The 26,507-nt window shown below is 61.0% G+C and carries 30 protein-coding genes and 3 pseudogenes; 27 read left to right on the top strand and 6 right to left on the bottom strand.

Annotation, left to right across the window (positions count from 1 at the left end; translation table 11 throughout):
• Nucleotides 1-256: 256 nt before the first annotated feature.
• A complete protein-coding gene (locus VHC04_RS02335; RefSeq protein ID WP_325677535.1) occupies nt 257-583 on the bottom strand; it encodes a hypothetical protein in 327 nt (108 codons plus the stop codon).
• A 2-nt stretch (nt 584-585) separates the two neighbouring features.
• Nucleotides 586-1,125 carry a glycoside hydrolase family 99-like domain-containing protein gene (locus VHC04_RS02330; protein ID WP_325677533.1) on the bottom strand — a complete coding sequence of 180 codons (540 nt, stop codon included), beginning with the start codon at nt 1,123-1,125 and terminating at the stop codon, nt 586-588.
• On the opposite strand from VHC04_RS02330, the gene VHC04_RS02325 reads away from it, so the two are divergent.
• Nucleotides 1,105-1,716: a hypothetical protein gene (locus VHC04_RS02325; RefSeq protein ID WP_325677531.1), complete on the top strand. Its 612-nt coding sequence runs from the start codon at nt 1,105-1,107 to the stop codon at nt 1,714-1,716. The two genes, VHC04_RS02330 and VHC04_RS02325, sit on opposite strands and share 21 nt — an antisense overlap.
• A 395-nt stretch (nt 1,717-2,111) precedes the next feature.
• Here the strand turns inward: VHC04_RS02325 and VHC04_RS02320 are convergent, their stop codons facing one another.
• Complete coding sequence (locus tag VHC04_RS02320; protein ID WP_325677529.1) at nt 2,112-3,347, bottom strand: CaiB/BaiF CoA transferase family protein; 1,236 nt, start codon at nt 3,345-3,347, stop codon at nt 2,112-2,114.
• Nucleotides 3,337-4,524: an acyl-CoA dehydrogenase family protein gene (locus VHC04_RS02315; RefSeq protein WP_325677527.1), complete on the bottom strand. Its 1,188-nt coding sequence runs from the start codon at nt 4,522-4,524 to the stop codon at nt 3,337-3,339. The genes VHC04_RS02320 and VHC04_RS02315 overlap by 11 nt, the downstream gene beginning before the upstream one ends.
• 113 nt (nt 4,525-4,637) lie before the next feature.
• Here VHC04_RS02315 and VHC04_RS02310 point away from each other — a divergent pair, with 113 nt between their 5' ends.
• From VHC04_RS02310 to VHC04_RS02295, 4 genes are read left to right on the top strand one after another with little or no spacing between them, the layout of a single operon-like run.
• Entirely contained in the window at nt 4,638-5,864 is a 1,227-nt protein-coding gene (locus VHC04_RS02310) for an ABC transporter substrate-binding protein (RefSeq protein ID WP_325677525.1), read from the top strand.
• Entirely contained in the window at nt 5,843-6,529 is a 687-nt protein-coding gene (locus VHC04_RS02305; protein ID WP_325677523.1) for a TetR/AcrR family transcriptional regulator, read from the top strand. The genes VHC04_RS02310 and VHC04_RS02305 overlap by 22 nt, the downstream gene beginning before the upstream one ends.
• Nucleotides 6,526-7,749, top strand: coding sequence for an acyl-CoA dehydrogenase family protein (locus VHC04_RS02300; protein ID WP_325677521.1), 1,224 nt, complete (start codon nt 6,526-6,528; stop codon nt 7,747-7,749). The genes VHC04_RS02305 and VHC04_RS02300 overlap by 4 nt, the downstream gene beginning before the upstream one ends.
• Before the next feature lie 24 nt (nt 7,750-7,773).
• Nucleotides 7,774-8,655: a MaoC family dehydratase gene (locus tag VHC04_RS02295; protein WP_325677519.1), complete on the top strand. Its 882-nt coding sequence runs from the start codon at nt 7,774-7,776 to the stop codon at nt 8,653-8,655.
• Nucleotides 8,656-8,749: 94 nt separating this feature from the next.
• Here the strand turns inward: VHC04_RS02295 and VHC04_RS02290 are convergent, their stop codons facing one another.
• The gene (locus tag VHC04_RS02290; RefSeq protein WP_325677517.1) at nt 8,750-8,905 is read right to left on the bottom strand and encodes a hypothetical protein; all 156 of its coding nucleotides are present in this window, start codon (nt 8,903-8,905) and stop codon (nt 8,750-8,752) included.
• A gap of 643 nt (nt 8,906-9,548) precedes the next feature.
• On the opposite strand from VHC04_RS02290, the gene VHC04_RS02285 reads away from it, so the two are divergent.
• The 10 genes and pseudogenes from VHC04_RS02285 to VHC04_RS02245 all read left to right on the top strand — a co-directional run bounded on the left by VHC04_RS02285 (nt 9,549) and on the right by VHC04_RS02245 (nt 16,155).
• On the top strand, nt 9,549-10,010 hold the full coding sequence (locus VHC04_RS02285) for a DNA methyltransferase (protein ID WP_325677515.1): 462 nt from the start codon (nt 9,549-9,551) through the stop codon (nt 10,008-10,010).
• A 23-nt stretch (nt 10,011-10,033) separates the two neighbouring features.
• On the top strand, nt 10,034-10,201 hold the full coding sequence (locus VHC04_RS02280) for a DNA methyltransferase (RefSeq protein WP_325677513.1): 168 nt from the start codon (nt 10,034-10,036) through the stop codon (nt 10,199-10,201).
• Nucleotides 10,202-10,606: 405 nt separating this feature from the next.
• Nucleotides 10,607-10,762: pseudogene (locus VHC04_RS23020) on the top strand (enoyl-CoA hydratase-related protein); the annotation flags it as partial.
• A gap of 34 nt (nt 10,763-10,796) precedes the next feature.
• A pseudogene (locus VHC04_RS02275) lies at nt 10,797-11,396 on the top strand (enoyl-CoA hydratase/isomerase family protein); the annotation flags it as partial.
• A gap of 280 nt (nt 11,397-11,676) precedes the next feature.
• Nucleotides 11,677-12,795 (top strand): amidohydrolase family protein, encoded by a 1,119-nt coding sequence (locus tag VHC04_RS02270; protein WP_325677511.1) that lies wholly within the window; start codon nt 11,677-11,679, stop codon nt 12,793-12,795.
• An 18-nt stretch (nt 12,796-12,813) separates the two neighbouring features.
• Nucleotides 12,814-13,164: a Rieske (2Fe-2S) protein gene (locus VHC04_RS02265; protein ID WP_325677509.1), complete on the top strand. Its 351-nt coding sequence runs from the start codon at nt 12,814-12,816 to the stop codon at nt 13,162-13,164.
• Between the two features lie 22 nt (nt 13,165-13,186).
• Nucleotides 13,187-13,849: a GntR family transcriptional regulator gene (locus tag VHC04_RS02260; RefSeq protein WP_325677507.1), complete on the top strand. Its 663-nt coding sequence runs from the start codon at nt 13,187-13,189 to the stop codon at nt 13,847-13,849.
• A 255-nt stretch (nt 13,850-14,104) separates the two neighbouring features.
• Nucleotides 14,105-14,353, top strand: coding sequence for a hypothetical protein (locus VHC04_RS02255; protein WP_325677505.1), 249 nt, complete (start codon nt 14,105-14,107; stop codon nt 14,351-14,353).
• A 15-nt stretch (nt 14,354-14,368) separates the two neighbouring features.
• Nucleotides 14,369-15,256 carry an aromatic ring-hydroxylating dioxygenase subunit alpha gene (locus VHC04_RS02250; protein WP_325677503.1) on the top strand — a complete coding sequence of 296 codons (888 nt, stop codon included), beginning with the start codon at nt 14,369-14,371 and terminating at the stop codon, nt 15,254-15,256.
• Between the two features lie 122 nt (nt 15,257-15,378).
• Complete coding sequence (locus VHC04_RS02245; protein WP_325677501.1) at nt 15,379-16,155, top strand: enoyl-CoA hydratase/isomerase family protein; 777 nt, start codon at nt 15,379-15,381, stop codon at nt 16,153-16,155.
• Nucleotides 16,156-16,296: 141 nt separating this feature from the next.
• Here VHC04_RS02245 and VHC04_RS02240 read toward each other — a convergent pair whose 3' ends face one another.
• The gene (locus tag VHC04_RS02240; protein WP_325677499.1) at nt 16,297-17,250 is read right to left on the bottom strand and encodes a LysR substrate-binding domain-containing protein; all 954 of its coding nucleotides are present in this window, start codon (nt 17,248-17,250) and stop codon (nt 16,297-16,299) included.
• A gap of 130 nt (nt 17,251-17,380) precedes the next feature.
• On the opposite strand from VHC04_RS02240, the gene VHC04_RS02235 reads away from it, so the two are divergent.
• The 12 genes and pseudogenes from VHC04_RS02235 to VHC04_RS02180 all read left to right on the top strand — a co-directional run bounded on the left by VHC04_RS02235 (nt 17,381) and on the right by VHC04_RS02180 (nt 26,361).
• Nucleotides 17,381-18,172: an enoyl-CoA hydratase-related protein gene (locus VHC04_RS02235; protein WP_325677497.1), complete on the top strand. Its 792-nt coding sequence runs from the start codon at nt 17,381-17,383 to the stop codon at nt 18,170-18,172.
• 30 nt (nt 18,173-18,202) lie between these two features.
• On the top strand, nt 18,203-19,423 hold the full coding sequence (locus VHC04_RS02230) for a CaiB/BaiF CoA transferase family protein (RefSeq protein WP_325677495.1): 1,221 nt from the start codon (nt 18,203-18,205) through the stop codon (nt 19,421-19,423).
• Between the two features lie 73 nt (nt 19,424-19,496).
• The gene (locus VHC04_RS02225) at nt 19,497-20,267 is read left to right on the top strand and encodes an SDR family NAD(P)-dependent oxidoreductase (RefSeq protein WP_325677492.1); all 771 of its coding nucleotides are present in this window, start codon (nt 19,497-19,499) and stop codon (nt 20,265-20,267) included.
• A 41-nt stretch (nt 20,268-20,308) separates the two neighbouring features.
• Entirely contained in the window at nt 20,309-21,538 is a 1,230-nt protein-coding gene (locus VHC04_RS02220) for an ABC transporter substrate-binding protein (RefSeq protein WP_325677490.1), read from the top strand.
• Between the two features lie 95 nt (nt 21,539-21,633).
• Entirely contained in the window at nt 21,634-22,422 is a 789-nt protein-coding gene (locus VHC04_RS02215; RefSeq protein WP_325677488.1) for a citryl-CoA lyase, read from the top strand.
• A 33-nt stretch (nt 22,423-22,455) separates the two neighbouring features.
• Nucleotides 22,456-23,076 (top strand): MaoC family dehydratase, encoded by a 621-nt coding sequence (locus VHC04_RS02210; protein WP_325677486.1) that lies wholly within the window; start codon nt 22,456-22,458, stop codon nt 23,074-23,076.
• 216 nt (nt 23,077-23,292) lie between these two features.
• A complete protein-coding gene (locus VHC04_RS02205) occupies nt 23,293-23,646 on the top strand; it encodes a UPF0175 family protein (protein WP_325677484.1) in 354 nt (117 codons plus the stop codon).
• A gap of 158 nt (nt 23,647-23,804) precedes the next feature.
• A complete protein-coding gene (locus VHC04_RS02200) occupies nt 23,805-24,074 on the top strand; it encodes a type II toxin-antitoxin system VapC family toxin (protein ID WP_325677482.1) in 270 nt (89 codons plus the stop codon).
• Nucleotides 24,075-24,426: 352 nt separating this feature from the next.
• A pseudogene (locus VHC04_RS02195) lies at nt 24,427-24,528 on the top strand (hypothetical protein); the annotation flags it as partial.
• A 197-nt stretch (nt 24,529-24,725) separates the two neighbouring features.
• Entirely contained in the window at nt 24,726-25,136 is a 411-nt protein-coding gene (locus VHC04_RS02190; RefSeq protein ID WP_325678273.1) for a hypothetical protein, read from the top strand.
• 478 nt (nt 25,137-25,614) lie between these two features.
• Nucleotides 25,615-25,878 carry a type II toxin-antitoxin system MqsR family toxin gene (locus tag VHC04_RS02185; RefSeq protein ID WP_325677480.1) on the top strand — a complete coding sequence of 88 codons (264 nt, stop codon included), beginning with the start codon at nt 25,615-25,617 and terminating at the stop codon, nt 25,876-25,878.
• Between the two features lie 36 nt (nt 25,879-25,914).
• Entirely contained in the window at nt 25,915-26,361 is a 447-nt protein-coding gene (locus VHC04_RS02180; RefSeq protein WP_325677478.1) for a type II toxin-antitoxin system MqsA family antitoxin, read from the top strand.
• Nucleotides 26,362-26,507 lie beyond the last annotated feature (146 nt).

The following is a 26,507-nucleotide window of genomic DNA, read 5'->3' as shown; positions in this document are numbered from 1 at the left end:
AGACGTCCTCGCCAGCAGGGTGAGGTCACGATCAGGGCAGCAAAGCTCGGATCGTCCTACGAGCAGGCCCTTCGTCCGCGGCCCGAGAGCTATGCCGAGCCAGGCGGGGTGCATCTTGCCCGGACACGACGCAGCACCGGGGAGGTCGTCTGACCGACCGTCGTCACGGTGAACCGCATAGGGCCGTTCCTGGTCAGATGCGGGTCAATTTATCCGGAAGCACCCGTCGGCCGGATCTTGATGCGGCAACGAGTGGTTACGTCAAGTCGGGTGGGCATAGAGGCACATTTAGACACTTGACCCGTGAGGTCGCCAACGCATGGGTGCGCGACACGGCGCCGGTTTGACCCACGTATTGCGCAAAGGCCAGTGTATGGGTACCGATATAGGCACCAACGTCGAGAACGGTCGCGCCAGGCTCGACGAATCGGCGTATGAACGAGAGCTCCTGCTCCGCCCACTCACCATAGAGGCCGAGCGATTGGCCGATGGCACCGGAGTCGGTTCTGAAAAAAGCAATGAAACCGTAACGACCGTCTACAGCTTTCAATAGCGGACTCAACTCGGCGTTGTTGATATCCAACTCTATGCTCCTGTGCGCTTCAATTCGCCGCGCAATAGCCGCACGGCCCTACGCAGTGGACCTGTCATGCGCCACGAAGTCGAATTCTGAATCGCCTCTAGCTGTTCCCGCGTATCCATCTCGGACGCCTCTAGCTGCTCCCGGGCATCCATCTCGGCCGCCGCTTGCGCCTTCATCAGCATAATCTGCTGCCGCAATGCCGCAAGTTCGGCTGATAGGCGTACTCTCTGCTGTCGTTCGTCAACAAGGTCGCGCCACGCGTAGTGTACCTGCATCCTCGTAGCGTGCATCACGCGGATTGCACCCGCGTCTTTTGCCATCTGAATCTTGAGCAATTCACCCGCCGTGCTCAAGCCATACGGGCCGACTTCATCAATCGCACGACGCGCTATTGAAACCGCTTCGCGCGTCTGCTCGAGGAAGAAGCGTGCATTCTTAGCGTCCGGCTCAAGATAGGTACCCTCGCACCATTCGTTCCATGAGTGCACGAACACGATCCTCTCCTGAGGCGGGATCTGCCGGTGCAGCTTGCCTACGGGCATGCGCTGACCCACGACGCGGCCCAGGGCGTGACGTCGGATGAGCACATCAACGCCATGCCGGACGGCTCGCGTGTAGTGAACAGCCGCAAGGCCTATCCGGCCGAGAGCCGGCAGCGCGACACGACCTGGCTGGTGACCAATGAAGCTGCCGAACAGCGGCAGATCGCCAGCAAGATACCGCTCGGCACGTTCCAACCGATCCGGGATGCCGACATCTGGCACAACGTCGCCGCCAACCTCGGCCGCGCCGACATGCGGCAGTCGGCGACGGATTTTCTGCGCCACGGCACCGCTATCCGGCGCGGCAGTATTGCGGCGCTGCCGGCGGCCAGTGTCCAGGCCGAGACGCGCGGACAGGAAGGCAGGCAAGCGCCATCCTTCCAACAGACGCAGGCGCTGCACCAGGCGGAGCGGGTAAAGTGGCTGCATCAGGCTGTTGGGCGGGTTCAGCACGTGCTGCACCAAGTCAACGAGGTTGCTCGCGAACGGCTGCGCGAGATCGCGAGACGTCACACGCCGCAGCAGGATCAAGCGCGGAAAGTTCACCGGGAGCAGCTCAGGCCCAGGCTGGGGACGTCTCTTCGCCTATAACGGGGCGTTTACGAGTGCCAAAAAGCACGCAGCCTCCAACTTTACCGTATTGGGGATTATGCGCCGACAGCGGCGGGGGAGATCGAGATTCAAGGCTTTCGGTAAGGCTGGAGTGGGTGGATAGCGGAACGGCGCCTATCGAGCCCGGATGTGGATAACCCGACATTCGCACCGGCGACTTTGCGATAGCCGCGCCCTTGATGTTGGTGCCTGCGGGCCGTGTCTTGGTCGGACACATCCTGGAGCAAGCGCGGCAGCCCATGGCTCTTGATATAGCTCGACATCGAAGAGGAGGCGACGCGCCATTCTAATCCAAAGCGCTGATGAGATTGGCTCAAGTCCAGTGCATGGCGGGCTGATGGAAGCCCGTGCATCTGCCGGTCTCGAAACACGCGTTACATTGGCTCTGTAGCAGCAACCTGCACCGCGCCCTTGTGTATCAGCGCTTCAACTTTGGCATGATCATAACCTAGAAGATCCGTCAGGATTTTTGTCGTGTGCTCGCCCAGCAGCGGCGCCGGCTGGATGGCAGGGTCCTGGAACCGTTCGGCAAAGCGCACCGGCGAGCGCACGATCGGCATCTTGCCGACGGTGGGGTGCTTGATCTGCTGGATCACCTCCCGCTCCGCCACGATCGGCATCGACAGTGCCTCAGCCACCGTGTTAACCGGTCCGCAAGGGATGTCGGCCGCGGCGAAAACTGCCTGCCACTTGGCAGTGGAGCGCTGCGCCATCACCTCACTAACCAAGGCCTCCAGCAACACCCGGTTTTGCTTGCGAGCCGTGGTAGTGGCGAAGCGCGGATCGGTGGCAAATTCCGGGTGGCCGATGGCGGCGCAGAACTTCACGTAGAAGCTCTCAACCATCAGTGCGACGACCAGATGGCCGTCGCTGGTGGGGAAGCGGCCATAGGGCACCACGCTCTGGTGCGAGGACCCAACGCGCACCGGGCTTTCGCCCGTAACGAAGTAGCTCTGCGCCAAGTAGCCAAGCATGCCAATCATCCCCTCGAGCAGGGAAAAATCGACAGTCAGCGCCTCGCCGGTGGCGTTGCGGTGCTGCAGCGCCGACAGGATGGCGATCGCGGCCCACAACCCGCCACCGAGGTCACCCATCGGCAGGCCCAGTTTCGTCGGCGGTCCGTCCGGCTCGCCGTTGATCGACATGACGCCGCTGAGCGCCTGGGCGACGAGATCAAAGGACGGCTTCTCGCTCAAACTGGTCTTCTGTCCGTAGCCGGAGATCGAGCAGAGGATCAGCCTTCGGTTCGCCTCACGCAGCCTGGCCTCGCCGAGGCCGAGGCGGTCCATCACGCCAGGGCGGAAATTCTCCACCAGCACGTCGCAGTGCCGCACCAGGTCCAGCAGCACATCCCGCCCCCCGGGCGTGCGCGCATCCAGCGCGATGCTCTGCTTGTTGCGGTTGATGGTCAGGAAGTAGTGGCTCTCGCCGCTAACGTGTGGCGGAATGTTCCGAGTCTGGTCGCCGCCGTTGATCTCCTCGACCTTGATGATTTCAGCGCCCAGGTCGCCCAGGATCATGGTGCAGAATGGCCCGGCCAGCACGCGCGTCAGGTCAAGGACGCGGATTCCCGACAGCGGGCCGCGAGGCTTGTTGAGCTCAGCTTGCATGGCGGCCGCCTCCATGCCTGGACAGAATATCGCGTGCCAGCACCATACGGTGTACCTCTGAGGGGCCCTCACCAATGCGGCGGATACGCGCCTCACGAAACCACCGCTCCAGCGGCATTTCGTGCGACACCCCAAGGCCGCCAAACATCTGGATGCAGCGGTCGAGCACGCGGAACGAAGTTTCGGTGGCGTAGACCTTGCAGATCGACGAATCCACCTTGGCATCCTGACCGAGGTCGGCTTTCCACGCCGCCTGCCAAGTCAGCAGGCGCGCGGCGCGCAACTCGATCTCGGAGTCGGCGATCATCCACTGGATCGCCTGCTTTTCGGCCAGAAGCGAGCCAAACGTTTTACGCTGCGTCACCCAGTCGGCGGCGAGATCCAGCGCCGCCTGCGCCAGACCGATGCTGACGGCGGCGTAGGGGATGCGGCCGTGCACCAGCCACTTCTCGGCAAGCTGAAAGCCTTGCCCTTCCTCGCCCAGCCGGTTCTCTGACGGGACGCGGACATTGTCGAAATGCACCTCGAATGGCTGGAAGGAGCGCATCACCGGGATCTTCTTCAGCGTGATGCCCGGCCATTTTGGCTCAATGATGAAGCTGGTGATGCCGCCGCGGCCCTGGGTGCCTTCCATGCGCGCGAACACGACACCCCAGCGGGCGCGGTCGATGCCGGAGATCCACATCTTGGCGCCGTTCAGGACGTAATGGTCGCCTTCGCGGCGTGCGCGCGTGGTGATGGCGCGGGCCGGGTCGGCGCCGCCGGAGGCTTCGCTGACGGCCACGAATGTCGCCTCGCCGCTGGCGATGGTGGGTTTGCCGTATTTCTCGATCTGCGCGGGTGTGCCGGAGAAGATGACATTCGGCGGGTCCCAGCCGAAGGCACCGCCGGCCGGGAAATAGGCGCCCATGCGGCACTTCGCGGCTTCCTCGGCAACCACGCATTGCGCCAGGACATTCAGACCGGCGCCGCCGAATTCGGCCGGCGACTGCACGAACCACAGGCCCAGCGAGCGGGCTTTCTGCTGCAGCGGCCGGAGGATGTCCGGCGGCGGCAGGTAGGTGTCGTGCGGCAGTGCATCCTCAACCGGCTTCACCTCACTCGCCATGAAGCGGCGCACCGTCTCCCGCAATGCCACAAGTTCCTCCGGCAACTCCCAGCTTCCGAGCGTGTCCAACCTGTTTCCTCCTGAGCGTAGGCACTATTTGACGGTCCTGTTTGACATAAATGTCAAGAGCGGTGCTAGATGCGCCAAACGCCGGGCGACCCGGTGCGGAGGAGGCGGCGGCAATGACAAACTGTTTTCACCCGGGGCGGCGTGACATTCTGCTCGGCGGCGCTGCGGCGTTGGCGCCGTTGATGCTGCGACGGGCGGCGGCGCAATCATCGGCGCCGTTACGGATCGGCGTATTGGGCGATTTCTCGGGGCCGTACAGCGGGATCTCCGGTGCAGGGTCAGTAGTCGCAGCACGGCTGGCGATCACTGATTTCGGCGGCAGCGTGCTGGGGCGGCCAATCGAGATCGTAACGGCGGACCACCTGAACAAGCCGGACGTCGGCCTGTCGATCGTGCGCGAATGGTTTGGCCCCGGCAACGTCTCCATGATCACGGACGTCGCCAACACCGCGATCGCCCTCGGCATTCAGCCGCTGCTGACCGAGACGCACCGGATCGCGCTCTACACCACAGTCGGCAGCAGCGACCTGGTCAACAAGGCCTGCTCGCCACTCAGTGTGCTGTGGGCGCAGGACACCTGGGCCAATACCGTGGCACCGATCCGGGCACTGCTGAAGCAAGGCAAGACCAGCTACTTCCTGATTGCCGCGGACTATGCCTTCGGCAAGACGCTGGAGAACGACGCCACGACCGCGATCCAGGCGGGCGGTGGCAAGGTGCTGGGCATCGCGCGTCATCCGCTGCATGCCAGCGACTTTTCCTCGCTGCTGCTGTCGGCGCAGTCGTCGGGAGCGGATGTGGTAATGCTGCTGAACGGCGGCGTCGACTTCGTCAACTCGTTCAAGCAGGCGGTGGAGTTCCGCGTGACCGAGAAGCAGGCGGTGGTCGGGCCGATCGTATTCCTGAGCGATATTCACAGCCTGGGGCTGGAAACTGCGAAGGGGCTGCAGTTTATGCAGTCCTGGTACTGGGACCAGAGCGACACGAATCGCACCTGGGCCAAACGCTACTTCGCGGAGCAGAAGACGATGCCGAACGATACGCATGCGGCGGCGTATTCGGCTGTGCTGCAGTATCTGCGCGCTATGGAACGGGCGAAGACCGACCAGGCCGAACCGGTGATGGCGGCGCTGCGCGAGACGCCCGTATCAGACATGTTCGCCCCAGACGGGCACATCCGGGCGGACGGCAAGATGGTGTTCGACCGCTTCCTGGTGAAGGTGAAATCGCCCGCTGACTCGAAAGGCGAGTGGGACTGCCTGAGCATCACCAGCACAGTATCCGCCGCCGAAGGATTTCGGCCATTGTCGGAGAGCGAATGCCGCCTCGTACGAGCCTGAATGCCACGCAGGCGCCGCTGGAGGAGCGCATCCTGGCGGTTGCCACGGATCTGTTCATTCGGTACGGCTACAAGGGCGTCAGCTTCCTGGCCATCGCTTCGTTGCTGGGCATAAGCCATTCGCACATTCATTATTATTTCCGCACGAAGTCGCGCCTAGCGGAGGCAGTGCTGGATGCCTACGTGGCGCAGACCAAGGCCGATTTTCTGGCGATCTGGGCAGAGGACGGCTGCAGCCTGTTTGACCGCTTCGTGCGCAGCCGCGACTGGATCTGGCGGCAGTACATCCGCTTCAATCCCGGCGGGTCGGGCGGCCACAACTGGGGCCTTCTGGCCGGCTTCGTGGCCGACGGAGAGTTGCTGACACCGTCGATGCGTAAGACCATCCGCACGACGCTGGAAGACATGGACCGCTACATCGACGCCGGCATCGGGCGCGCAATCGGTGATGGCGAACTGTCGACGGCGACGCCAAGGCACGCGTTGGTCCTGCAGATTTCCTCGCTGCTGCACACCAGCCGCCACATCATCCGTTTCGAGGGCAGCTTCCAGCGCCTCGACGACCTGTTCCAGTGGACATACGAGGTCATCCGCGCGGCCTACAGCACGGCGCCACCACCTGCGGCTGTCTGGCCGGCGCTGACCGCGGAGGCGGCGCCGTCATGAACTTCGACGATACGCCGGAGGAGGCGGCCTTCCGCATCGAGGCGCGCACCTGGCTGAAGCAGAATGCGCCGCATCACCTGCAGGCCGCGCTTGCGGCGTCGGCGGCGCAAACGACGTCATCGGTGCACCTGCCACATCTGCCTGGCTTCGACGCGCTGGCGGAGTGCCGCGCGTGGCAGCGCCGCAAATACGACGGTGGCTGGGCCTGCCTCGGCTGGCCACGCGAATGGGGCGGGCGTGACGCCACCTCGATCCAGCGGGTGATCTGGCAGCAGGAGGAGGGTGTCTACAGCCATCTCAACGACGCCTTCACCGTCAGTCACGGCATTGCCGGCCCCACCATCCTGGCGCATGGCACAGACGCGCAAAAGATGCGGCATCTGCGGCGCATTGCTGCCGGCGAGGAACTGTGGTGCCAGTTATATTCCGAACCCTCCGGCGGGTCGGACCTCGCCGGATTGCTGACACGCGCCGTGCTGGATGGCGACAGCGCCCTCATCAACGGCCAGAAGATCTGGACCACGCACGCGCAGATTGCCGACTATGGGCTCTTGCTGGCACGCACCGATCCGGCTGTCCCGAAGCACCAGGGGCTCAGCATCTTCCTGCTGGACATGCGGCTACCGGGGATCACGGTACAGCCGGTGCGGCAGATCACCGGCGAAGCGTCGTTCAACCAGGTTTTCCTGACTGACGTGTGCGTCCCGCTCAATACCATGGTCGGTAAGCCCGGCGACGGTTGGCGGGTAGCGCTGACTTCGCTGATGAATGAGCGGCTTTCGCTTGCCGCTGCCATCCCGACTGGTGTGCGCGAGCTGGTCGCCTTCTGCCGCTGCTTTCCGTCCGCGGCCGATCCAGCGGTCAATGATCCCGCCGTGCGCGATCGCCTCGCCACCTGGTTCGCGCGCGCCAGTGGGCTTGAGCACACCATGATGCGGACGATCTCGGCGCTGTCCGCCGGTCGGCAGCCGGGGCCGGAGAACTCTATTGGCAAGCTGGTGGCGGGTGACATGGTGCAGGACATCGCGTCGTTCGCGCTCGACCTGCAAGGCATGGCAGGGTCCGTGCTGCTGCCGGACGATGCGGAGCGCCGGTTCCAGAACCTGCTGCTGACCGCGGCGTCCGTGCGCATCGGTGGGGGTACGGCCGAGATCCAGCGAAACATTATTGCAGAACGAATCCTTGGCCTGCCGGCGGAGCCGCGCGTCTACAAGCCATAACGAACAAGCAGGGAGGACGATACCATGCCCACGACCTATGAAGCGCTGATGCGCCTGCGGGAGGAAAACGTGCGCTACCGGTACGAGGAGCGCGACACGCTGCTCTACGCCGTCAGCATCGGGATGGGGCGTGATCCGCTGAACGAAAAGGAGCTGCACTACGTCTATGAGAACTATCCCCTGCGCGTCGTGCCAACCCAGGCGGTGGTCGTGGCGCGGCAGAAACTGATTTGGGATGTCGGGCTGGATGTCGGGCAGTTTCTGCACGGCGAGCAGCGGCTGACGCTGCACCGTCCGCTGCCACGAGCTGCGACACTGCTGGCAGATGCCTGGATTTCCGAGGTCTACGACAAAGGTCCCGGCAAGGGTTGCGTCATTCAATTGGATGGCGTCGTGCGCGATGCGGACGGTGGGCTGCCGCTGTTCGATTGGATGAGCCTGATCGTCGCGCGCGGCGACGGCGGGGTTGGCGGACCTAGCGGTAAAGTACCGGCGCCGCATCCGATGCCGACTCGTAAGCCAGATCTTGTGGCAACGGCGGAGACGCGACGTGACCAGCCACTACTGTACCGGCTCAACGGTGACCGCAACCTAGTGCACGTCGACCCCAAAGTGGCGCGTGATGCTGGCTTCCACACGCCGATATTGCACGGTGCCTGCACCTATGCCGTCGCCGCGCGCGAGGTGCTGGCGCATGTCTGCGACTACGACCACACAAGAGTCCACAGCTGCGACGTGCGCTTCTCCGCGCCCGTCTTCCCCGGCGAGCATGTCGAGACGCAGATCTGGGTGGACGGCGAGGCGGTTTCGTTCCGGGCGCGCTCAGTGGAACGGGATGTCATTGTCCTTGATCACGGACACTGCGGCCTCAAGCCAAGCACCCTGACCGCTGCCAGTCCCACGTGAGGTAGTCGTCACGTCAAGATGAGGCAGCTGAGACAGGCTGTGTCAGGGCTGCGGGTCTTCCGCGCTCCGAAGCACGGCCGATTTACGTTGCCACTCAGGCCAACGCCAATCTTCTATAGTCCTTCGCTGCAAGAGCATCGCTGTACTCGCGATGCGCTGGGTGGCCACCGGTATGGCGTACGATCCGCGCTTTCTGCTTGCCTTCGACATTTCGATTAACTCCCGTACTCCAAGAGTCGATCTCGTTCATCAGCTGCCCCTGCTCAAACTCAAGGACGTAATCGGCCCATTCTGCACGCCTTCGGCGGTGGCCTCGCTGGGCGTGAGGCCTTGCTCGGCAAGCAACCTGGGAGTGTGCCGATTTTCTTCGGCATGGCCAAGCCTGTGTACTCGCTGCAGATCGGTCCGGCACGTGCGCTAAGTCATAGATAGCCAAGGCCGCAAGCCGGCGGCGCAGCGCCGCCATTATGTCCGGTTCAAGGGAGGTCCTGCCACTGCCTGAATTGCCGACTTGGGTCGGATGCGGTCCTACGAATCGGGCAGCTCGGCCCGGTCTCCAGTCTGAATCGAACTTTTGGTTCCGTTGCGACCGCCCCCCGCCCCCCCCCCGTGCTAGTCGCTGCGCGACCGGAGCCGCTGACGTAGCGTCTCCGCCATCCGCTAACGCCCCTTCACACAGACCCACAAGGACGCCGACGCGGCAAGGTTGCTAAGGGCGCTGCCCTCGCGCGCTGCAAGCACAAAAAGCCGGGCCGTGGCTCAGTCGCTGCGCTCTCTGCGCCCGCACCAAGACCCGGCATTTTCTGCCTTCCGCTTGCTACCCCGGTCTCGCCGACGGGCAGAGGTTCAGACGAGCTGAACCTCAACCCCAAGCAAGAAGGAAAGGAAATCCCATGACCCCCGACAACACCATCGTTCACGGCGACTGTGTGACCGGCATGCGCAATCTGGCTCCGGCATCCGTCGATTTTGTGCTGACCGACCCGCCTTATCTTGTCGATTATCAGAGCCGCGACGGGCGCAAGGTCGCCAATGACCGCAACGGCGAATGGCTGCGCCCGACCTTCTCGCAAATCTACCGTGTGATGAAGCCCGCCTCCTTCTGTGTCAGCTTTTACGGCTGGAACCGCGTGCACCTCTTCATGGCGGCATGGCGCCAAGCCGGGCTTCGGGCCGTGGGACATATCGTCTTTCGCAAACGCTATGCCTATCCGCGCGGTTCTTTCGTGCCGAGCATGAGGTTGCGTACCTGCTTGCCAGGGGTGACGTACAGCCGCCCGCCCGCCCAGCCCATCCCGGACGTGATCGAGTTTCGCTACACGGGCAACAAGCTGCACCGACACAGAAGCCGGTAGCGGCACTAGCACCCCTCGTTTCGGTGTTCTGCCCGCCGCATGGCGTGGTACTCGACCCCTGCGCCGGTTCCGGCTCCTCCCTTGTCGCTGCCCAACAGCAGGGCCGCCGCTTTCTCGGCTTCGAGATCGACGCTCAGCACCATCGCACCGCGACCGCTCGCCTGACAGGCGACGTTGCCGTGGCTGCGTAAGGGGAGGGCGCCAGTTTGCATTTGTGCACAAAAGTACGAGTGCACGAATGTGGGCTGGCCGACGGGAAGCGGAAACCGCGCCGCGGTCGTGCGGCGCGGTTGACCGTCCTCCGGCCGCCTTGCGGCGTGTCTACCGGTCGCACCACAATTATGGCGGCGTCTGAATCCAGGCTAAAGAACCCGGCGCGCGCCGCCACGAACAGGCGGTCGAGCTCGGGCACGAAAAGCGATGTATGGGCGCCTGAGGCGGTTTTGAGAGAGGCGGGGGGATGATGCTGTCCAAATTGCTCCGTGCATACGGCGTCGCGAAAGCCGCGCTGGTTGATGCCCAATCGCTCGATGGTATTTTCTGCAGGCAGGAAATAAGCCGCGGCACGAAAGCGAGCTCTGCGACGGAAGAGTGATATGGCCGATAAGGTTGTCTATGAGAAGTCCGGCGAAGTCGCCTACGTCACTTTAAACCGCCCGGCGGTTCGAAACGCCATCGACCATGAAATGCACGATCTGATGTGCCAGATCTGGGCCGACTTCCGCAACGACCGCAACTTGCGGGTGGCCGTTCTGTCAGGAGCAGGGGGGCCACTTTACCGGAGGTGCCGACCTCAAGACCCATGCGCCGGAGTGGCAGGACATCGGGCCCATGGTCGGACGGCACCGTATCGAGGACGGTCTCTCCGGCATCACTCGCGGGCCGCTGTCGCGTATCTACAAGCCGATCATTGCCGCGATCGACGGCTGGTGTGTGGGCCACGGCATCGAAATCGTCATGGCATGCGACATTCGCGTTGCCACTGACCGCGTCCGCTTCGCGGAGTTCCAAGTCCGCAAGGGGATGCATCACGCCGACGGCGGGATCTCGCGCCTGATCAATACCTGCGGCGTCGGCTTCACGCTTGAGCTCCTGCTTACGGGCGCGGAGGTCGATGCCAATCGAGCGTATAACGCCAACATGGTAAATTACGTCGTGCCGCCCGATCAGCTCAAGGCAAAGACGGATGAGATAGTGCAAAATATCCTTCGCTGCGACCGGACCGCCGTAGAATCGGCGAAGGAAACGATTCTGGAACTTATTGGGCGCCAGCTACACGACCAGCTCAGGGTTGAGGCGATGTGGGGCTACGCGTTGTGCGGCGGTAATCCAACGATACGCGGCCTGATGCAGGAGTTCATCGACAAGGGGCAAAGCAAACCCTGAAGGAAGGCCCATAAGCGTCGTCGCGTAACCGTTGCGCGTGATTGCGTGAATCAGGGTCTTCGGCGTGGTAGTTCGTGTTCGAAGGACGCTACCAAGGCGCTTTTGCTATGATAATCCGTCGAGCATGGTTGCACGGCCCTCCCAAACGGCCGGCTTGGGCCCAAGCCTGACGATTCCGTGCGGAATCTCGCGTTGACGATGTGCGTTCTGTCGTTTAGGTGGAAATTCTGTCGACAATATCCAATGCGTGCTCGCGGCCTGCTCTGGGAGGCTTTGCCCGATGCCTGACACCATCCTGCATGCCCGTGACGCTTCACCCGCAACTTTGAGGGCGCCCGAGGTAATTATCGATTCCGATGTGCATCCGTGGGTGAACGGCGACATTGCTGGATTGAAGAACTACCTGTCGCGGAGCTGGTGGGAACACTTCGACGGCCGGCACGTGCTGCCCAACCAGTGGCTGCGGCCGCCGCTGGCGCGTGCCTCCTCTAATCGGATCGACGCGCTTCCACCCCGCGGTGGCGAAGCGGGATCCGATCCGCACTTTATGAAGGAGGACCATCTGGACAGACACAACATCGCCCATGCGGTGCTGTCCTCGATCCAGGCCGGCAAGCTAGCCGCGCTACCCAATGCTGGCGAGGCTCTAGCACTCGCGACTGCGTTTAACGAATACTTTGCTAACGAGTTCATGACGGTCGATCCGCGCTACAAGCTTGCGATGGTAGTTGCAGCGCACGATCCTACAGCTTCGGCAAAGGAAATCCGCAGCTTCGGACGACAACCAGGCATCGTCGCGGTCTACATGCCGCTGCTGAATATCCTGATGGGCAACCGTCATTACTACCCGATCTATGAGGCGGCTGAGGAAGTGGGTCTACCGATACTGATCCACCCCACTGGGACCGAAGGTGGCTTTCCGACGGCGGTGGCCTTCGCTGGGGGAACGCCATCTACCTACATTGAACGCCACACCGCATTCCCGGAAGTCGGCATTTCCAGCATCAACAGCCTCGTCTTTGAGGGCGTTTTCGCGCGGTTTCCAAAGATGATGCTGCTGGCCGCAGAGTTCGGCTTCAGCTGGCTACCGCATTTCCTCTGGCGCATGGACCAGAACTGGCGTCAGTTCCGCAAGGAAGTGCCATGGGTTCAGACCCCGCCAAGCGAAACGGTATTGGCGCATATCCGTTCCACCAGCCAACCGATTGAAGAGCCGGAAAAGTCAGAATACCTGGATCAAATACTGCAAATGATCCACGCTGAGAGAACGCTGTTGTTTAGCACTGACTACCCGCACTGGGATAATGACTTTCCAATCAACACCCTGACACAGCTCTCGCCAGAGTGGCGGCAACAGATCTTCTACCAGAACGCAGCCGACTTGTTTCATCTCGATTGACCTAAGGACGCGCCGGCCATGGCACTGGAATACGTAACGGAACTGGACAATCTGGTTGAAGCCAAGCCAGCGGTGTTCGAGGTGAAGGGACAGTCGATTGGGCTAATTCGCACCAGCGACAAGATCTACGCCGTGCGCAACCTCTGCCCGCACAAGCGGGCGCCGGTTTGCAAGGGTACAATGCGGGGCACCATGCTGCCGAGCGAATCTGGCAGCTTCGTTTTCGGCATGGAGAACCAGGTGCTGCAATGCCCCCGGCATGGCTGGGAGTTTGACCTCGAGACCGGGCAGACATTGTGTCCTTCGAAAAGCCGCCTGAAGCTCTTCCCGGTGACCATGCAGGGCCAATCGGTCTATCTGGAGCTATAGCGGAGAGGGCAGGGCGCAGCGCATGTTCGACATTACCAAGAGCACGATGGCACAGCAGATCGCCCGTGCGATCGCCGACGCCATTGTGCACGGCCAGCTACAGTCCGGCGAGCGCCTGAATGAGATTGAACTTGGTGCAAGATTCGGCACCAGCCGCGCGCCGATCCGCGAAGCGACATACATCCTAGAGCAGGAAGGCGTGGTGGTGCGCCACACCCGCCGGGGCGTATTTGTCAAGGATTATACGGCGAAGGAGCTGCGCGACCTCTACGATACGACCTATCGACTGGAAGCGATTGCCTTGAGGCGAGTCATTGAAGTCGCATCCGATGGCCAGATTGCCGCTTTGAATCGCACGGTTGAACGAATGGCTGGGGCAGCCGCGGAGAATGCAATTCCGGCGTATATTGAACAGGTCGAGGCAATGTTTCAGGAGCTGTTCCGTATTGCCGACAACACTGTCATGCAGGATTTCTACGCACAGCTACGGAACCGGCTGAAGCCGTTCCGCTTCATGTCGCTGTCGCACCCAGCCAGCCTGTCCCTTTCGCTGCAGGAATATCGCGATATCGTCGCCGGGCTCGAGCAGCGGAGCCTGTCTCAGGTCGAGGAAGCGCATGGCCGCAAAGAGCGTCGCGCCATAACCCGCCTGCTTGAGGCCAGAAGCGCGCAGGCCGCCGCGTGAGCACGCTGGCGTGAAAATGGATGTCGACTGGAAGATCTGCCGGGGCCTTGGCGTGACCGGTTTGCACAGCAAGGATTGTAGGCCACATCCTGGACAAGAGCCGCAAACTGATTGTCGCCACTCTCTGGCTGCGGACCGAGCGAGAGGCGACGCATCGTTTCCGAGAAGATCAACTCCGGCGGCCGCCCGCCCCGGACCATAGTCCAATTTGGGACTCCCGACCGGGATCCCGCGATCAGAGGGAGGAGCCGTCGCATGGCAGGTTTTATGGACGATAGCGAGGTCATTCAACGTGTCCTCGACCACGCAGACGCGAAGACGACTGACCTTGGCGATACTATCTGGCGTGAGCCAGTGGAGAATTACCGATCGGAACGGCGGTTCGCCGAAGAGATGGAGATGTTTAAGCGCCTGCCTTTGGTCTATTGCCCATCCGCGGCGCTGCCCGATATCGGTTCCTTTGTGGCACGCACCCTGGCTGGTGTGGCTCTCCTTGCGGTGTGAGGCGAAGATGGCGTCGTGCGTGCCTTCCACAACACCTGCCGGCATCGCGGGATGATGATCGCTCAGGGGGAAGGCAATGCGCGGTCGTTGACTTGCCCGTATCATGCTTGGTCTTACGGTTTGGATGGCCGATTGCGCTACGTTGCCGGTCAGGAAGGTTTCCCCGATTTGGATCCGGAAGCCCACGGTTTGGTGCCAGTACGCACGGAGGAACGGGGCGGGCTGGTGTTTATCACCATAAAAGAACCGATTTCTCAGGGGGCGCTGGACGGATTGCCCGATCTAATCGGCCCGAACCAGACGGTGTTCGAGTACAGCAGCTTTACGGATGACGCCAACTGGAAACTGCTGCTGGAGACATCAATGGAGGGCTATCACATCAAGGCCCTGCATAATAAAAGCTTTTATCCGTACGGGTACGATAACCTGAATATTGTGGAAACCCTCGGCAATAACTCCCGCCTCGTCTTCCCATTTCGCCGCATCGAGAAACTGCGTGACAAGGCCGCCAGCGAACGGCGCGCCGATGGGATGCTGACATACCTTTACCAACTGTTTCCCAACACCCGCCTGGCGGTCTTATCGAACCACTATCTGCTGGTTATCCTGGAGCCCGTGACGGTCAGGCAGTCGCGATGGGTGATCTATCGGCTGCGTCCACCTACCGCCGCCGGTGCCGCGGACGATCTCGAAAAATCCAAGCGTGACGCTGCTTTTGTCAAGGACACCGGTGTGGTGGAGGACCGTGCAGCGGCATGCTCCATCCAACAAGGTCTGGCGGGCGAAGGAAATACCCATTTTACATTTGGACGCTTTGAGAAAGCCGCGGTCCACTTTCACCAGAATCTGCGCGCGCACCTGAGCAAGCTAGCGGAACTACCGCCGGATCAGCTTCAACGCTAATACGCGAGGCCGCCGGTGGCTGATCCACAGGCGGCACCCGCTTGGCCGCTGCTTGTCCAAGCCTCAGGCACTTGTCCTGACGCACCGCCGGCGCACGGCCTTGTAAATCTTGGAGCCTGCCAATGGATATGACCGACCGTATCAGCTATGAGGTGGAAGACCGTGTGGCGGTCATCGCGTTGAAGCGCCCGCCTGTCAACGCCATTGACCACGCGATGATCGATGCCATTCATGCCGCGCTCCGTGCAGCAAATGCCGATCCCAGCGTTCGCGCCATCATCCTGACTAGCGCATTGCAGAGCATGTTCTGCGGTGGGATGGACCTGAAGATGATAGCACAGGGGGACGCGGCGAATTTGCGAGCTTTCGTCACGAAATTCTATATCGGCACGATGGACATCCAATACGTCATGACCAAACCAACAATCGTTGCGGTTAACGGACCCGCGCGCGGTGCGGGCATGACGCTTTCGATCACCAGCGATATGATCCTGGCGGCCGATGACGTCGATCTTGGGTATCCGGAAATCGACGTTGGCGTGATCCCCGCGATCCATTACGTACATCTGCCTCGCCAGATCAGCCGTCACAAGGCATTCGAACTGCTGTTTGGCGGCAAGCCCATTTCCACCCGGGAAGCGGCTGCGCTTGGTATCATTAACGACGCGGTGCCACCTGAGCAATTGATGCCTCGCGCATTCGCGGTGGCACAGGTTATGGCGGCCAAATCGCCCACAATTATGGCGTTAGGCCGGCAATCCTTCATGCGCGCCAACGACCTCGACTACCGCCGCAACGTCGAAAACCAGATTGAAACGTTGTGTAACATATTTAATACTGCCGACGGGCAGGAGGGTCTTCGGGCATTTGTGGAAAAGCGCGCACCGACCTGGGCGTGACCACCTCGGCAAGAAGAATAACGGGCAACCACTGCGACCTCGCTGGAAGTTCCTACGCAGCGCCGCCGAGCACCGTGCCAGGGCCGGCGCTGCCAGTGCGGGACAAAACAATGAATGCACTTCGCCTAGCTGGTACGGCGCCTATATCACTGTGCGCGATGTTCGCGAAGGAACTGCCTGCGCAAGCGCCTTGTCGACGCGCGATCGGGTCCAGTGTGGCGAACACATAAGTATAAAGTCGTACTCATAGGCGCGGAGCCGTCGCGGGCGTCTTATTGCCAACGTTGTGAAAGACGGCTGCACCAAATTACCGAGGGGAACAGCGCGCAGCGCAGGGTCTCGCTTGGGATCGAAGGTCACCTCGGACAGGATTGCCACACCGATGCTATGCTCGACGCAAGCCTTGATGACATCCGCATCAGTGCCACTCAGGACGATTTTGGGCGAGAGGCCCTCGCGCTCGAACGCTTCGACCACCAGGCGCCGGCCGGTATAGGCCTTCTCGTATGCGACCAACGGGTACTGGGCAACCGCGGCCAACGTGATGCTCTTGAGTTTGAGCAATGGATGCCCAGCCGGGACAACAACAACACGCTGGAATTTTCGGCACGGAAGTAAGGCGAGACCGGGATCCTTGCGATAGGTTTCGGTCGTCACTCCGAGATCCGCCTCACCGGCCATCACCATTTCCGCAATCTGTTCAGGGTCTCCTTGGCGCAGTGTGAGATCGACACCGGGATAGCGTCGAGTGAACTGCTCCAGAACCTTCGGCAGGACGTATCTTGCTTGAGTGTGCGACGTCGCGACGATCAGGGCACCGCTCGTATCCCTTCCAAAGTCGTGGGCGACAGAACGTATGTGGTTCACTTGGCTCACGACGTCCTGAGCAAGGGCGACCACATGCTTTCCAATGGCCGTGATGCCCGATACCCGGTTTCGCGAACGCTCGAAGATCTCGACACCAAGCTCGATCTCAAGTTGCCTGATTTGCTTGCTGATGCCCGGCTGCGACGTGTTCAGAGACGACGCTGCCAGCGACATGTTCAGTCCGTTACGGGCGACTTCACAGAGATAGCGGAGCTGCTGGAGGTTCATGTGCTCGACGCATGGCCTGATTAAATCAGCATAACCACAGGTTATAGCCCCAAAGCAATGGGCATTAGACGAAGTTTCCCTCGGCCGTTACGGATCGCCGGAAATGCCGAGTGACAGGAGGTCGTCAGACGTGGATTACAGTTCGTACAAGTTCATCCGGACGGAGCGGCGCGGTCGCATCCTCGTTCTCACGCTGCACAATCCGCCGATGAACACTGTCCAAATGGAGCTTCATAATGAGCTCTCCCGCATCTTCCTCGATGTGCAGGTTGACCACGAGGCGGATGTCATTGTGCTGACCGGTAGCGGTGAGGTGTTTTCTGCAGGGGGCGACATCCCGAATATGCAGCGCCGGATTGATGACCCGGAGCTGTTCAACCGCAAGAACGTCGAAATGAAGCGGATTGTGTTCGGGCTCATCGAGTTGGAGAAACCGATCATTTGCCGGATTAACGGCGACTGCATGGGGCTGGGAGCCACTCTTGCGCTGCTCTGTGACATCATCATTGCTGTAAACACGGCGCGCATCGGAGATCCGCATGTAAAGATGGGCTATGTCGCGGGCGACGGCGGTGCCGTAATTTGGCCGCAGCTCGTCGGCTTTGCACGAGCCAAGAAATACCTGCTTCTCGGTGACACGCTGACCGCGACGGAGGCCGAACGAATTGGCCTGATCAACCACGCGGTGCCAGCGGCCGATCTCGACACACGGGTAAATTACATTGCCGACCGGCTTGCCCGCGGCGCGACCAAAGCGATCCGCTGGACGAAAACCTGCGTCAATCTTCAACTACGCCAGATCGCGCATGCTCAGCTTGATGCGTCACTTGCCTACGAAGCGTTGACCAATATCGGTGCCGACCATCAGGAAGCGGTGAACGCATTCAAGGAAAAGCGCAGGCCGCAGTTTACCGGCCGTTAAACCAGCCCCTGATTACTGGAGATCTTCAAAATGGCGAAGGCTCTAAGCCATATACGCGTTCTCGACATGAGCCGCGTCCTCGCTGGACCGTTCCTTGCTCAAAATCTCGCCGACCTTGGAGCCGACGTCATCAAGATCGAACGTCCGGGCCATGGGGACGAATCACGTACGTTCCCACCATACCTAAAGGGGGCCGATGGCGGCACGACTGACGACTCCGCCTATTTTTCCTCAGTGAACCGCGGCAAGCGCTCCGTCACGATTGATCTGGCAACACCCCAAGGGCAGGCGCTGGTCCGGTCACTTGCCGCCAAGACGGACGTAATCATAGAGAATTATCGCGTTGGCACGCTGCAGCGTTACGGCCTGGACTATGAAAGCATCAGGCGCATCAACCCGAGCATAATATACTGTTCCATCACCGGCTTTGGGCAGACTGGGCCATACCGGCAACGTCCTGGCTACGACTATGTCTTTCAGGCGATGAGTGGCCTGATGAGCCTGACGGGGGAACGTGACGATCTACCCGGCGGCGGGCCGGCCAAGATTGGCGTGGCAATCTGTGACGTGATCACCGGGATCTACTCGAGCTTCGCCGTCACGGCAGCGCTCCTCCATCGCGAACGCACAGGCGTCGGCCAATATATCGACATGTCACTGCTTGACGTACAGATCGCGGCTATTTCGCACATCAACATGAATTACCTGGTGTCCGGAAAGGTGCCCCCGCGGATGGGCACAGCCCATCCAAGCATCGTGCCGTACCAGGTATTCGACGGCGCAGATGGCAAGTTCGTATTGGCAGTTGGCAATGACGGGCAATTTGCGAAGCTGTGCGAGATCATCGGTCAGCCGTCTCTGGCGCAGCGTCCGTCATTCAGAACAAACGTTGATCGTGTCAGCCATCGAGACAAGCTGATTCTATTGCTGACAGCGGAGTTTGCGAAGCAGCCGGTTGCATACTGGACTGAGCGCCTGATTGCGGCTGGCGTGCCGTGCGGGCCAATTAACGACCTGCGGCAGGTGTTTGCTGACGAGCACGTGCGGTTTCGAGAAATGCAAAGGGAGATCCCGCATCAAAGGGCAGGTGTACTTCCGATCCTAGCGAACCCGATTAGGTTCTCGGAAACGCCGCCAAGCTATGATCGTGCGCCGCCGGCGCTGGGCGAACATACTACGTCAGTCCTTGCAGAAGAACTTGGCCTGAGCACGGTCGAAATCGATAGCCTCGCCAGGGCAGGCGTCATTTGAACAATCTCCTGAAGCAAGCGCTTGGCTTATCCTGGACGTGCGCGGCACGTGCGGACTCATCTGGGAGTGATAGATGACAAGGACCCCGGACTACTTCCGCGGAAAAACGATCATTATCACCGGCGCTGCCAGTGGGATCGGTCGTGCGACTGCACTGATTTTCGCGCGCGAGGGCGCCAACGTCGTGTGCGCAGATATCAATGCGGATGGTGCGGCCCTAGCGGCCGAGGATGTTCAGAAACTCGGTGTGCGCGCGGTGGCGGTGACAACCGACGTGACGTCGCGGCGGCAGGTTGAGGAGATGGTAGCACGCTCCATTGATGCATTCGGTCGGGTGGAGTTCCAATTCAACTCGGCGGGCGCAGGCGGACGCCGATGCGCATTTCTCGACATCGACGACGCGCTGTTTGAGCGGACCTTTGACCTAAACGTCAAGGGCACGTTCTACGGCATGCAGACCATCCTTCCGCATATGCTGGAGAATGGCAGCGGCGTGATTATCAACGTCGCAAGCATGGCACATAAGCGCGGTGGACCAGGCGCATTTGTGCACTACGCATCCGCCAAGGCTGCCGTCCTGACCATGAGTCTCGGAGTTGCACGTGAGTTTGCTGACCGGGGCATAAGGTGCCTGTCGATTTCACCTGGGCCGATCAGGACACAGTTCCAGGCTGCGGCGCAGACGTCGCCGGAGGCTCTGCAAAGGTCGCAGGACGATGTCCCCATGAAACGGTTTGGCGAACCGGATGAAATCGGGGAGCTTGTCCTTTTCCTTTGCTCTGATGCTTGCCCCTACATGACGGCAGACACGGTTTATGTGAATGGCGGCGGCGGCTTTCGTTGAGAGCACGGTCAGGTTGTAGGCGGAGATCAGAGGGGGAACGCATGAGTCAGGTGGATCGCATGATTAGGCGTCGTGGGCTGCTAGGGGGTGCTATTGGTGCCGCTGCAATGCCGTTATATCGCCCAGCGGTATCGGCGGAGGCGGCTCCGCTGAAAATCGGCGTTCTGACAGATGCCTCCGGTACCAACGCCGACCTCGCAGGTGTTGGCTCCCAAATCAGCGCCAAGATGGCTGTCGAGGATTTCGGTGGCACAGTCCTTGGGCGGCCGATCATCGTTCTAACGGGCGATCATCAGAGCAAGGCGGATGTCGGTATGACGATGGCCCGCCAGTGGTACGACGATGGGGTCAATGCGATCTTTGATATCGGGATCACGACCGTCGCAATTGGTGTGCAACAACTCGCGCATGAGAAGAACAAGATTGTCGTTTTCAATAGTACGGGTTCGGTCGACATCACCGGGAAGTATTGCAGCCCAAACGGGATTCATTGGACCTACGACTCATACAGCATTTCTGTCGGCGCCGCTAGAGCCAACATGACCAACGACAGGAAGACGTGGTTCTTCATGACCGTTGATTATACGTATGGTCGAAGCCTGCAGGCCGAGGCGACACGCTATATTGAAGCGCACGGCGGCAAGGTCCTGGGATCAGCCAGCCACGCAATCGAGACCAAGGATTTCTCCTCCGATCTGCTGAAAGCACAGGCTTCTGGCGCCGACCTAATCGGTCTCGCCACTCCAACCGGCCTGATCGCCAACATTGTCAAGCAGTCGGCGGAATTCGGCTTGTTGAATGGACGGCAGAAATTGGCGCCAATCGGCCTGTTCATGAACGACGTGCACGCGCTGGGGCTGCCGCTTGCACAGGGGCTGCTGGTCACGGAGCCGTTCTACTGGGACCAGAATGACCGGACACGGGCTTTCTCGACCCGGTTCCTCAAGAATTTTGGGCAGATGCCCAACAGCTTGCAGGCCAGTGTGTATGGTGCGGTGATGCATTACCTTGAGGCAGTCAAGGCCGCCAATGCGGACCAGACGGAGGCGGTCCTTAAGGTCATGAAGGCGCAGCCGGTCAATGATTTCATGACCCATGACGGGCATATCAGGGCCGATGGGCGTTTGCTGCGCGACCTCTATGTGTTTCGCGTTAAGTCGCCATCCGGGTCAAAAGGGGAGTGGGATTTGATGGAGCAGATCGCGACCATCCCCGCCGATCAAGCCTTCAAACCAGCCGACCCTGCTGCCTGTAGTCTCCTGCGGGACTGACCCCGCTTCGCAGGTTGATCGGGATCTGTAGCGCTGCTGGCTGCTGGCCAGCCGATGAACGGTAAACGACGCAGAGCGCGAGACTGGAGTAAACGATGAACCGTAACGCCAATCCTATCCGTTCCGATATCGCATGGAGCACAACGGACCGCATTACAGTGCGCGGGCGCGACTTGCCCGGGCAAATTCTCGGCCATATGAACCTCGGCGACTTCGCCTTCCTGCAACTCACAGGTCGCGAAGCCACACCACAACAATCGGCAGTATTCAACGCCATCATCATCACACTGGTGGAACACGGTCTCACGCCAAGTGCTATCGCCGCGCGGCTGACATACTCCGGCGCACCGGAGGCGATGCAAGCGGCCGTCGCAGCCGGGATCAGCGGTCTTGGTTCCGTTTTCGTGGGCAGCATGGAGGACGCCGCGCGCATGCTGTCAGAGGCATTGCCTGATCCTACAGACTGCTTCGAGGCAAAACTGACCGAAATCGCGCGAGATCAGGTTGCAGCCTATCGGCAATCAAACCGTATTCTTCCTGGCCTCGGTCATCCGATTCACAAGCCGGTTGATCCCCGTGCGCCGCGGCTCTTCGAGATCGCAGCCGAAAACGGCATGGCTGGACCCTACGTTAGGCTGATTCAGGCAATCGCCGCTGAGGCCGAGCGCGTTCACGGACGATCGCTGCCCGTTAATGCAACGGGTGCAATCGGTGCGATCTGCTGCGAATTCGGGTTTCCCTGGCGGATTGTCCGCGGCTTCTGCGTGATGGCGCGGGCTATCGGCCTCGTCGGCCATATCCTGGAGGAGAGCGAGCGGCCGATCGCCCGTGAAATCTGGCTTCGGGTGGACGACGAGGCGACCGCGCATCTCCGGCCGACCTAAGCCCGAGTGACAGGCCGTTGGAGTTTACCATGAGTGAGCCCCTACGCCTGCAACGGAGCGACGGTATTTGTTGCGGCCAAGGGAAGTGCAAACGCCAGGCTTGCGGCCACCCGCCGGCAAATGACTGCTGCACAACAATCTGGAAAATCAGAAATGAAGCCTACGAGCTTTGATCCCGCCAACCACCGCATGGTGCCGGAGCAGCGGTGGTTCGAGAACTTCAGCCTCGGCATGCGCTTCGTCCTTACTAGCCGAACCATGACCGAGGCGATTTTCCTCGCCTTCCAAGCCGCCAGCGGCGACAACCACCCTGTCCACTACGACGTCGAATACTGCCGTGCACGCGACATGCCGCATATGCTTGCACACGGCTTGCAAACGCTTATCCAGACCGCCCCCGGCGCCGGCTTGTTTCCTTATCTGATCGAGGACTCGCTAGGCGGCTTCTTGGAGCAGTCTAGTCGGTTCCACAAGCCAGTTTTCGTGGGCGACACGCTTTATCCGATGCTCGAGGTTACCGAACTAACCCCGCGGCGCACAACAGGCGTCGTCGGTCTCAGCAGCACCGTCCACAATCAGCGTCGGGAGTTGGTGTTGGACGGGAACATGCGCTTCGTTATCCGCAATCAGGTTCCGGAAGCGACTGAACGGTAACCACGCAGAACGGTGCTCTGGTTCAAACCGCTTTAGCGGCCAGCGTGGCGTCACCACGCGAGAGGTGTTTGTGAGGCGGCGTGGGAAAAGCGGCCAATCCGACATTTGTTGCGAACAGCCCATTCAGGTAAGCGCTCAAGACAAATGTCATGCATGATAACGTCCTTTATCATGCGAGACTTGCGAAAACGGGCAGGGGGTTCGTAGTCTACCCTCATGAACGTCATGGTCCCCATTCCCGACGCCTTGGCGGCGCGCTTCGGCTCCGAAGCCGAGCTGGGCCGCCGCGCGGTTGAGGCGCTGGCGCTCGAGGAGTACCGTGCCGGCCGCCTGACACGGCCCGAGCTCCTGCATCTACTCGGGTTCGCCACGCGCGGCGAGCTGGATGGCTTCCTCAAGGAGCGCGGCGTCGCCGCCGGCATCACCGCCGAGGAAGCCGACCGCCAGATGCAGGACCTGGACCGCGAGGTCGCGGCGGACGATTTGGTCAGGCGTTTCCGAGCTTTTGCCGACACCCACACGCTTGGCGGTCTCGACATCAAGGAACTGATCAGCGAAGGCAGGCGGTAACTGGCGTGACCGTCTGTGTACTGGACGCCTCGTTCACCTACCAATGGTTGTTCCGGGACGAGGCCTCGCCTGAGGGATATGCAGCCTTGGCTGTCGTAGGACGCGAAGGGGCAATCATCCCCCCGCTCTGATTTACCGAAATCACCAATGGTCTCGGCATGGCTGAATGGCGTGGGCGGATCAGCCAGACTGGTATGCCGGAGGCGATGAACCTGCTGCGATCCCTTCCGCTCGAGATCGACGAACCGCCATCGCTTGCACGGTGCGAGGTGGTTCTCGATTTGATGCGCACGTATCGCCTGACAGCCTACGACGCGGCCTATTTGGAGCTCGCGCAACGGCGCGGCTTGTCGCTCGCAACCAGGGACCGCGACCTCCTCGTTGCCGCCCCTACGGCCGGCGTCACGTTGTTTGCGGTCGCGCCATGAACGAGATCGCAAAATCTCCTGGCGGGCTGGATGTCACCTTGGTGGGGCATGCGTCCGCCGTCGTGCCACTGCTGATCGCCTCGGTCAGCGAACAGGCAAGCTGGCGTTATGTCGAGTTCTTCACTGCCAACATTCGCAACCCAAACACGCGCCGCGCCTACGCCCGCGCCTGCAGTCGCTTCTTCGCTTGGAGTGAAGACAGAGGGCTGCTAACGCCAGGAAACCGTCCTCGGTGTCCACGCGGCCTAGTTTCTTATCAATCGCGGCATGACCAATGGCCAAAATCTATGGGGAATCAATTTGTTGCCTTAATCCAGGATTTCGGCTATAATTCCGGTTCCCGGAGGAGGCCGTGGCAGACGTCGTCCGTGTATCTGCGACCGAGTTCGGCAAAGAGATCGGCCGTTACCAGGATCTGGCCTTGAGCCAAACGGTCATCGTCACCCGCAACGGCCGGGACCGAACCGTCGTGATCTCGGCCGAGGAGTATCAACGCCTGAAGCGTCGCGACCGTCAGGTCTATGCCGCTGGCGAGCTTCTCGACGAGATCGTCGAAGCGATCCGCGGCAGCGAAATGGATCCGCGGCACCAGCATCTTGATGAGCTGATCCAAGACTGGATCCCGTGCGGCTCCCCGCGCCTGAGCCCGGCTTGGTCATCCGCTATTCCTACCTGTGGCTTCGGGAGCATCGGCAGGGTCATGAGGAAGGCACCAAGGACCGGCCTTGCGCAATCATCCTTGCCGTTCGGGATCGTGATACCGCGACCCAGGTGGTGGTCGTTCCTGTCACCCACAGCTCGCCGGAGAGTCGCGACGCTGCTCTGGAACTACCCGTGGCGATCAAGCGCCATCTCGGCCTTGATTCCGAACGCTCGTGGGTCATCCTCTCCGAGATCAATGTGTTCGAGTGGCCTGGGCCGGATCTCCGGCGTGTGGGCTATCGCGATGACAGTTCCGTCGCGTACGGGTTTCTCCCGCCGCGCTTTTTCGTTGAGCTCCGTCGCCGATTCCTCGCGCTGGAAACCGCAGCGCGATCGCGGCGAATCAGGCGGACTGAATGAATCCCGGCGACCAACCTATCCGCAATGCCCTCCCCGGCCCAAGACGCGATAATTGCCCTTCTCGCGTGTTGTTCTACTTTACCGTGAGGGCCAGATCTGGGTTGCGCGGCGCCTGTGCCTGAGGAGCCGCGGCCGCAAAGGGGGCCGCGATTTCCTCTACCCTCTCCCGCACCTCCACGATCTGGATCGCGCCGGTCTTTGGGTGGGCCTCGATGCGGCGGCGGCGCTCTGCCCACCCGTAGGCGTCATCGTGGTAGCCGACATAGGCGAGCAGGAGGCTTGCGGCGGTTTTCTGGTTCTAGCCTGTGCGCTGAACAGTATTCAAATGCGAACAGAACGTCATAAGGTTTCGCCACGCCTGCGGCACGTCGAACAAGGAACCTTGGTTTAGGAAGGGCCGTGAGAACCGCCGGGGGCGATGGCGTCGATTTTTTGAGATGACCCCTTGATAATACACCTTAAAGGTGTATATTGCAGCATGACGGAAAAGCGGAAGCCGACTTACGACCTTGATGCCTTTAAGGCTGCCGCGCACGGGATGCGGGTGACGATTGTTGCCACTAGAACCGCCGCCGCACTTGGGTTTGGCCGCGCCGAGATCGAGGCAACCATTCAGACCATGCAGCGGAGGCAGTTCTACAAATCCATGACCTCCTATGGAGATCATCGGATTTGGCAGGACGTTTCCACGTCCCCTCACCGGCAGGGACGCTTTACGTCAAGTTCACGGCTGATGCCGTGACGGAATTTGTGCTGCTGTCGTTCAAGGAGAAAGACAATGACTAACCCTGTCGATCCTGAAACGGGCGCACCGTTGCGGCGCGACGTGCGCCCGCTGACGCTCGCCTACAAGGGGCAGAGCATCACCGTGGATATGCCCGGCTGGTATGGCGACAAGCCGGACGAAGGGATTTTCGAGGCCGAGGACATGAAGGTTTCCGACCGGGCGTTGAACCGGCTCAAGGCCCGTACCGAGGGTTTGCTTGAACCCGAGGAAATCAGACGCATCCGCAAAAAACTCAGCCTCACGCAGGAAGCGGCGGGCGAGCTTATCGGCGGCGGACCGCGTGCTTTTCAGAAATACGAAACCGGCGACCTGTTGCCGAGTCGCGCAATTAGCAGCGCCTTGGTCCTCTTGGATCACGATCCGAAGGCGTTGACGGTGCTTGAAGCACGTCAGGCGAAAACTCCTGCCCGCCCCCCTGTGCCAACGCCGCATTTATAGCCTTGTCTAGGGCCTGTTCGCATTTCATCACTTGGCGAATCGGCGCACGTGCTGTCTTTCTGCGGCTTTCGCAGGGGTAGATGTTGCAAGTCTTGACTGATGCCCAGTGGGCCAAGTTCGAAGCCGCCATCGCCGCGGTGAAGTTG

The organism is Rhodopila sp. (assembly GCF_035548095.1).
In the GTDB taxonomy this organism is placed as follows: domain Bacteria; phylum Pseudomonadota; class Alphaproteobacteria; order Acetobacterales; family Acetobacteraceae; genus Rhodopila.
This window is presented reverse-complemented; position numbering and strand designations above follow the sequence as displayed.

Excerpts from the sequence above, each read along its gene's own strand:
- VHC04_RS02330 (WP_325677533.1), bottom strand. The coding sequence starts at position 1,125 with ATGCCCGTAGGCAAGCTGCACCGGCAGATCCCGCCTCAGGAGAGGATC.
- VHC04_RS02320 (WP_325677529.1), bottom strand. The coding sequence starts at position 3,347 with ATGCAAGCTGAGCTCAACAAGCCTCGCGGCCCGCTGTCGGGAATCCGC.
- VHC04_RS02310 (WP_325677525.1), top strand. The coding sequence starts at position 4,638 with ATGACAAACTGTTTTCACCCGGGGCGGCGTGACATTCTGCTCGGCGGC.
- VHC04_RS02305 (WP_325677523.1), top strand. The coding sequence starts at position 5,843 with ATGCCGCCTCGTACGAGCCTGAATGCCACGCAGGCGCCGCTGGAGGAG.
- VHC04_RS02300 (WP_325677521.1), top strand. The coding sequence starts at position 6,526 with ATGAACTTCGACGATACGCCGGAGGAGGCGGCCTTCCGCATCGAGGCG.
- VHC04_RS02295 (WP_325677519.1), top strand. The coding sequence starts at position 7,774 with ATGCCCACGACCTATGAAGCGCTGATGCGCCTGCGGGAGGAAAACGTG.
- VHC04_RS02290 (WP_325677517.1), bottom strand. The coding sequence starts at position 8,905 with ATGAACGAGATCGACTCTTGGAGTACGGGAGTTAATCGAAATGTCGAA.
- VHC04_RS02285 (WP_325677515.1), top strand. The coding sequence starts at position 9,549 with ATGACCCCCGACAACACCATCGTTCACGGCGACTGTGTGACCGGCATG.
- VHC04_RS02270 (WP_325677511.1), top strand. The coding sequence starts at position 11,677 with ATGCCTGACACCATCCTGCATGCCCGTGACGCTTCACCCGCAACTTTG.
- VHC04_RS02265 (WP_325677509.1), top strand. The coding sequence starts at position 12,814 with ATGGCACTGGAATACGTAACGGAACTGGACAATCTGGTTGAAGCCAAG.
- VHC04_RS02260 (WP_325677507.1), top strand. The coding sequence starts at position 13,187 with ATGTTCGACATTACCAAGAGCACGATGGCACAGCAGATCGCCCGTGCG.
- VHC04_RS02255 (WP_325677505.1), top strand. The coding sequence starts at position 14,105 with ATGGCAGGTTTTATGGACGATAGCGAGGTCATTCAACGTGTCCTCGAC.
- VHC04_RS02245 (WP_325677501.1), top strand. The coding sequence starts at position 15,379 with ATGGATATGACCGACCGTATCAGCTATGAGGTGGAAGACCGTGTGGCG.
- VHC04_RS02240 (WP_325677499.1), bottom strand. The coding sequence starts at position 17,250 with ATGAACCTCCAGCAGCTCCGCTATCTCTGTGAAGTCGCCCGTAACGGA.
- VHC04_RS02230 (WP_325677495.1), top strand. The coding sequence starts at position 18,203 with ATGGCGAAGGCTCTAAGCCATATACGCGTTCTCGACATGAGCCGCGTC.
- VHC04_RS02225 (WP_325677492.1), top strand. The coding sequence starts at position 19,497 with ATGACAAGGACCCCGGACTACTTCCGCGGAAAAACGATCATTATCACC.
- VHC04_RS02220 (WP_325677490.1), top strand. The coding sequence starts at position 20,309 with ATGAGTCAGGTGGATCGCATGATTAGGCGTCGTGGGCTGCTAGGGGGT.
- VHC04_RS02215 (WP_325677488.1), top strand. The coding sequence starts at position 21,634 with ATGAACCGTAACGCCAATCCTATCCGTTCCGATATCGCATGGAGCACA.
- VHC04_RS02205 (WP_325677484.1), top strand. The coding sequence starts at position 23,293 with ATGAACGTCATGGTCCCCATTCCCGACGCCTTGGCGGCGCGCTTCGGC.
- VHC04_RS02200 (WP_325677482.1), top strand. The coding sequence starts at position 23,805 with ATGGCTGAATGGCGTGGGCGGATCAGCCAGACTGGTATGCCGGAGGCG.
- VHC04_RS02185 (WP_325677480.1), top strand. The coding sequence starts at position 25,615 with ATGACGGAAAAGCGGAAGCCGACTTACGACCTTGATGCCTTTAAGGCT.
- VHC04_RS02180 (WP_325677478.1), top strand. The coding sequence starts at position 25,915 with ATGACTAACCCTGTCGATCCTGAAACGGGCGCACCGTTGCGGCGCGAC.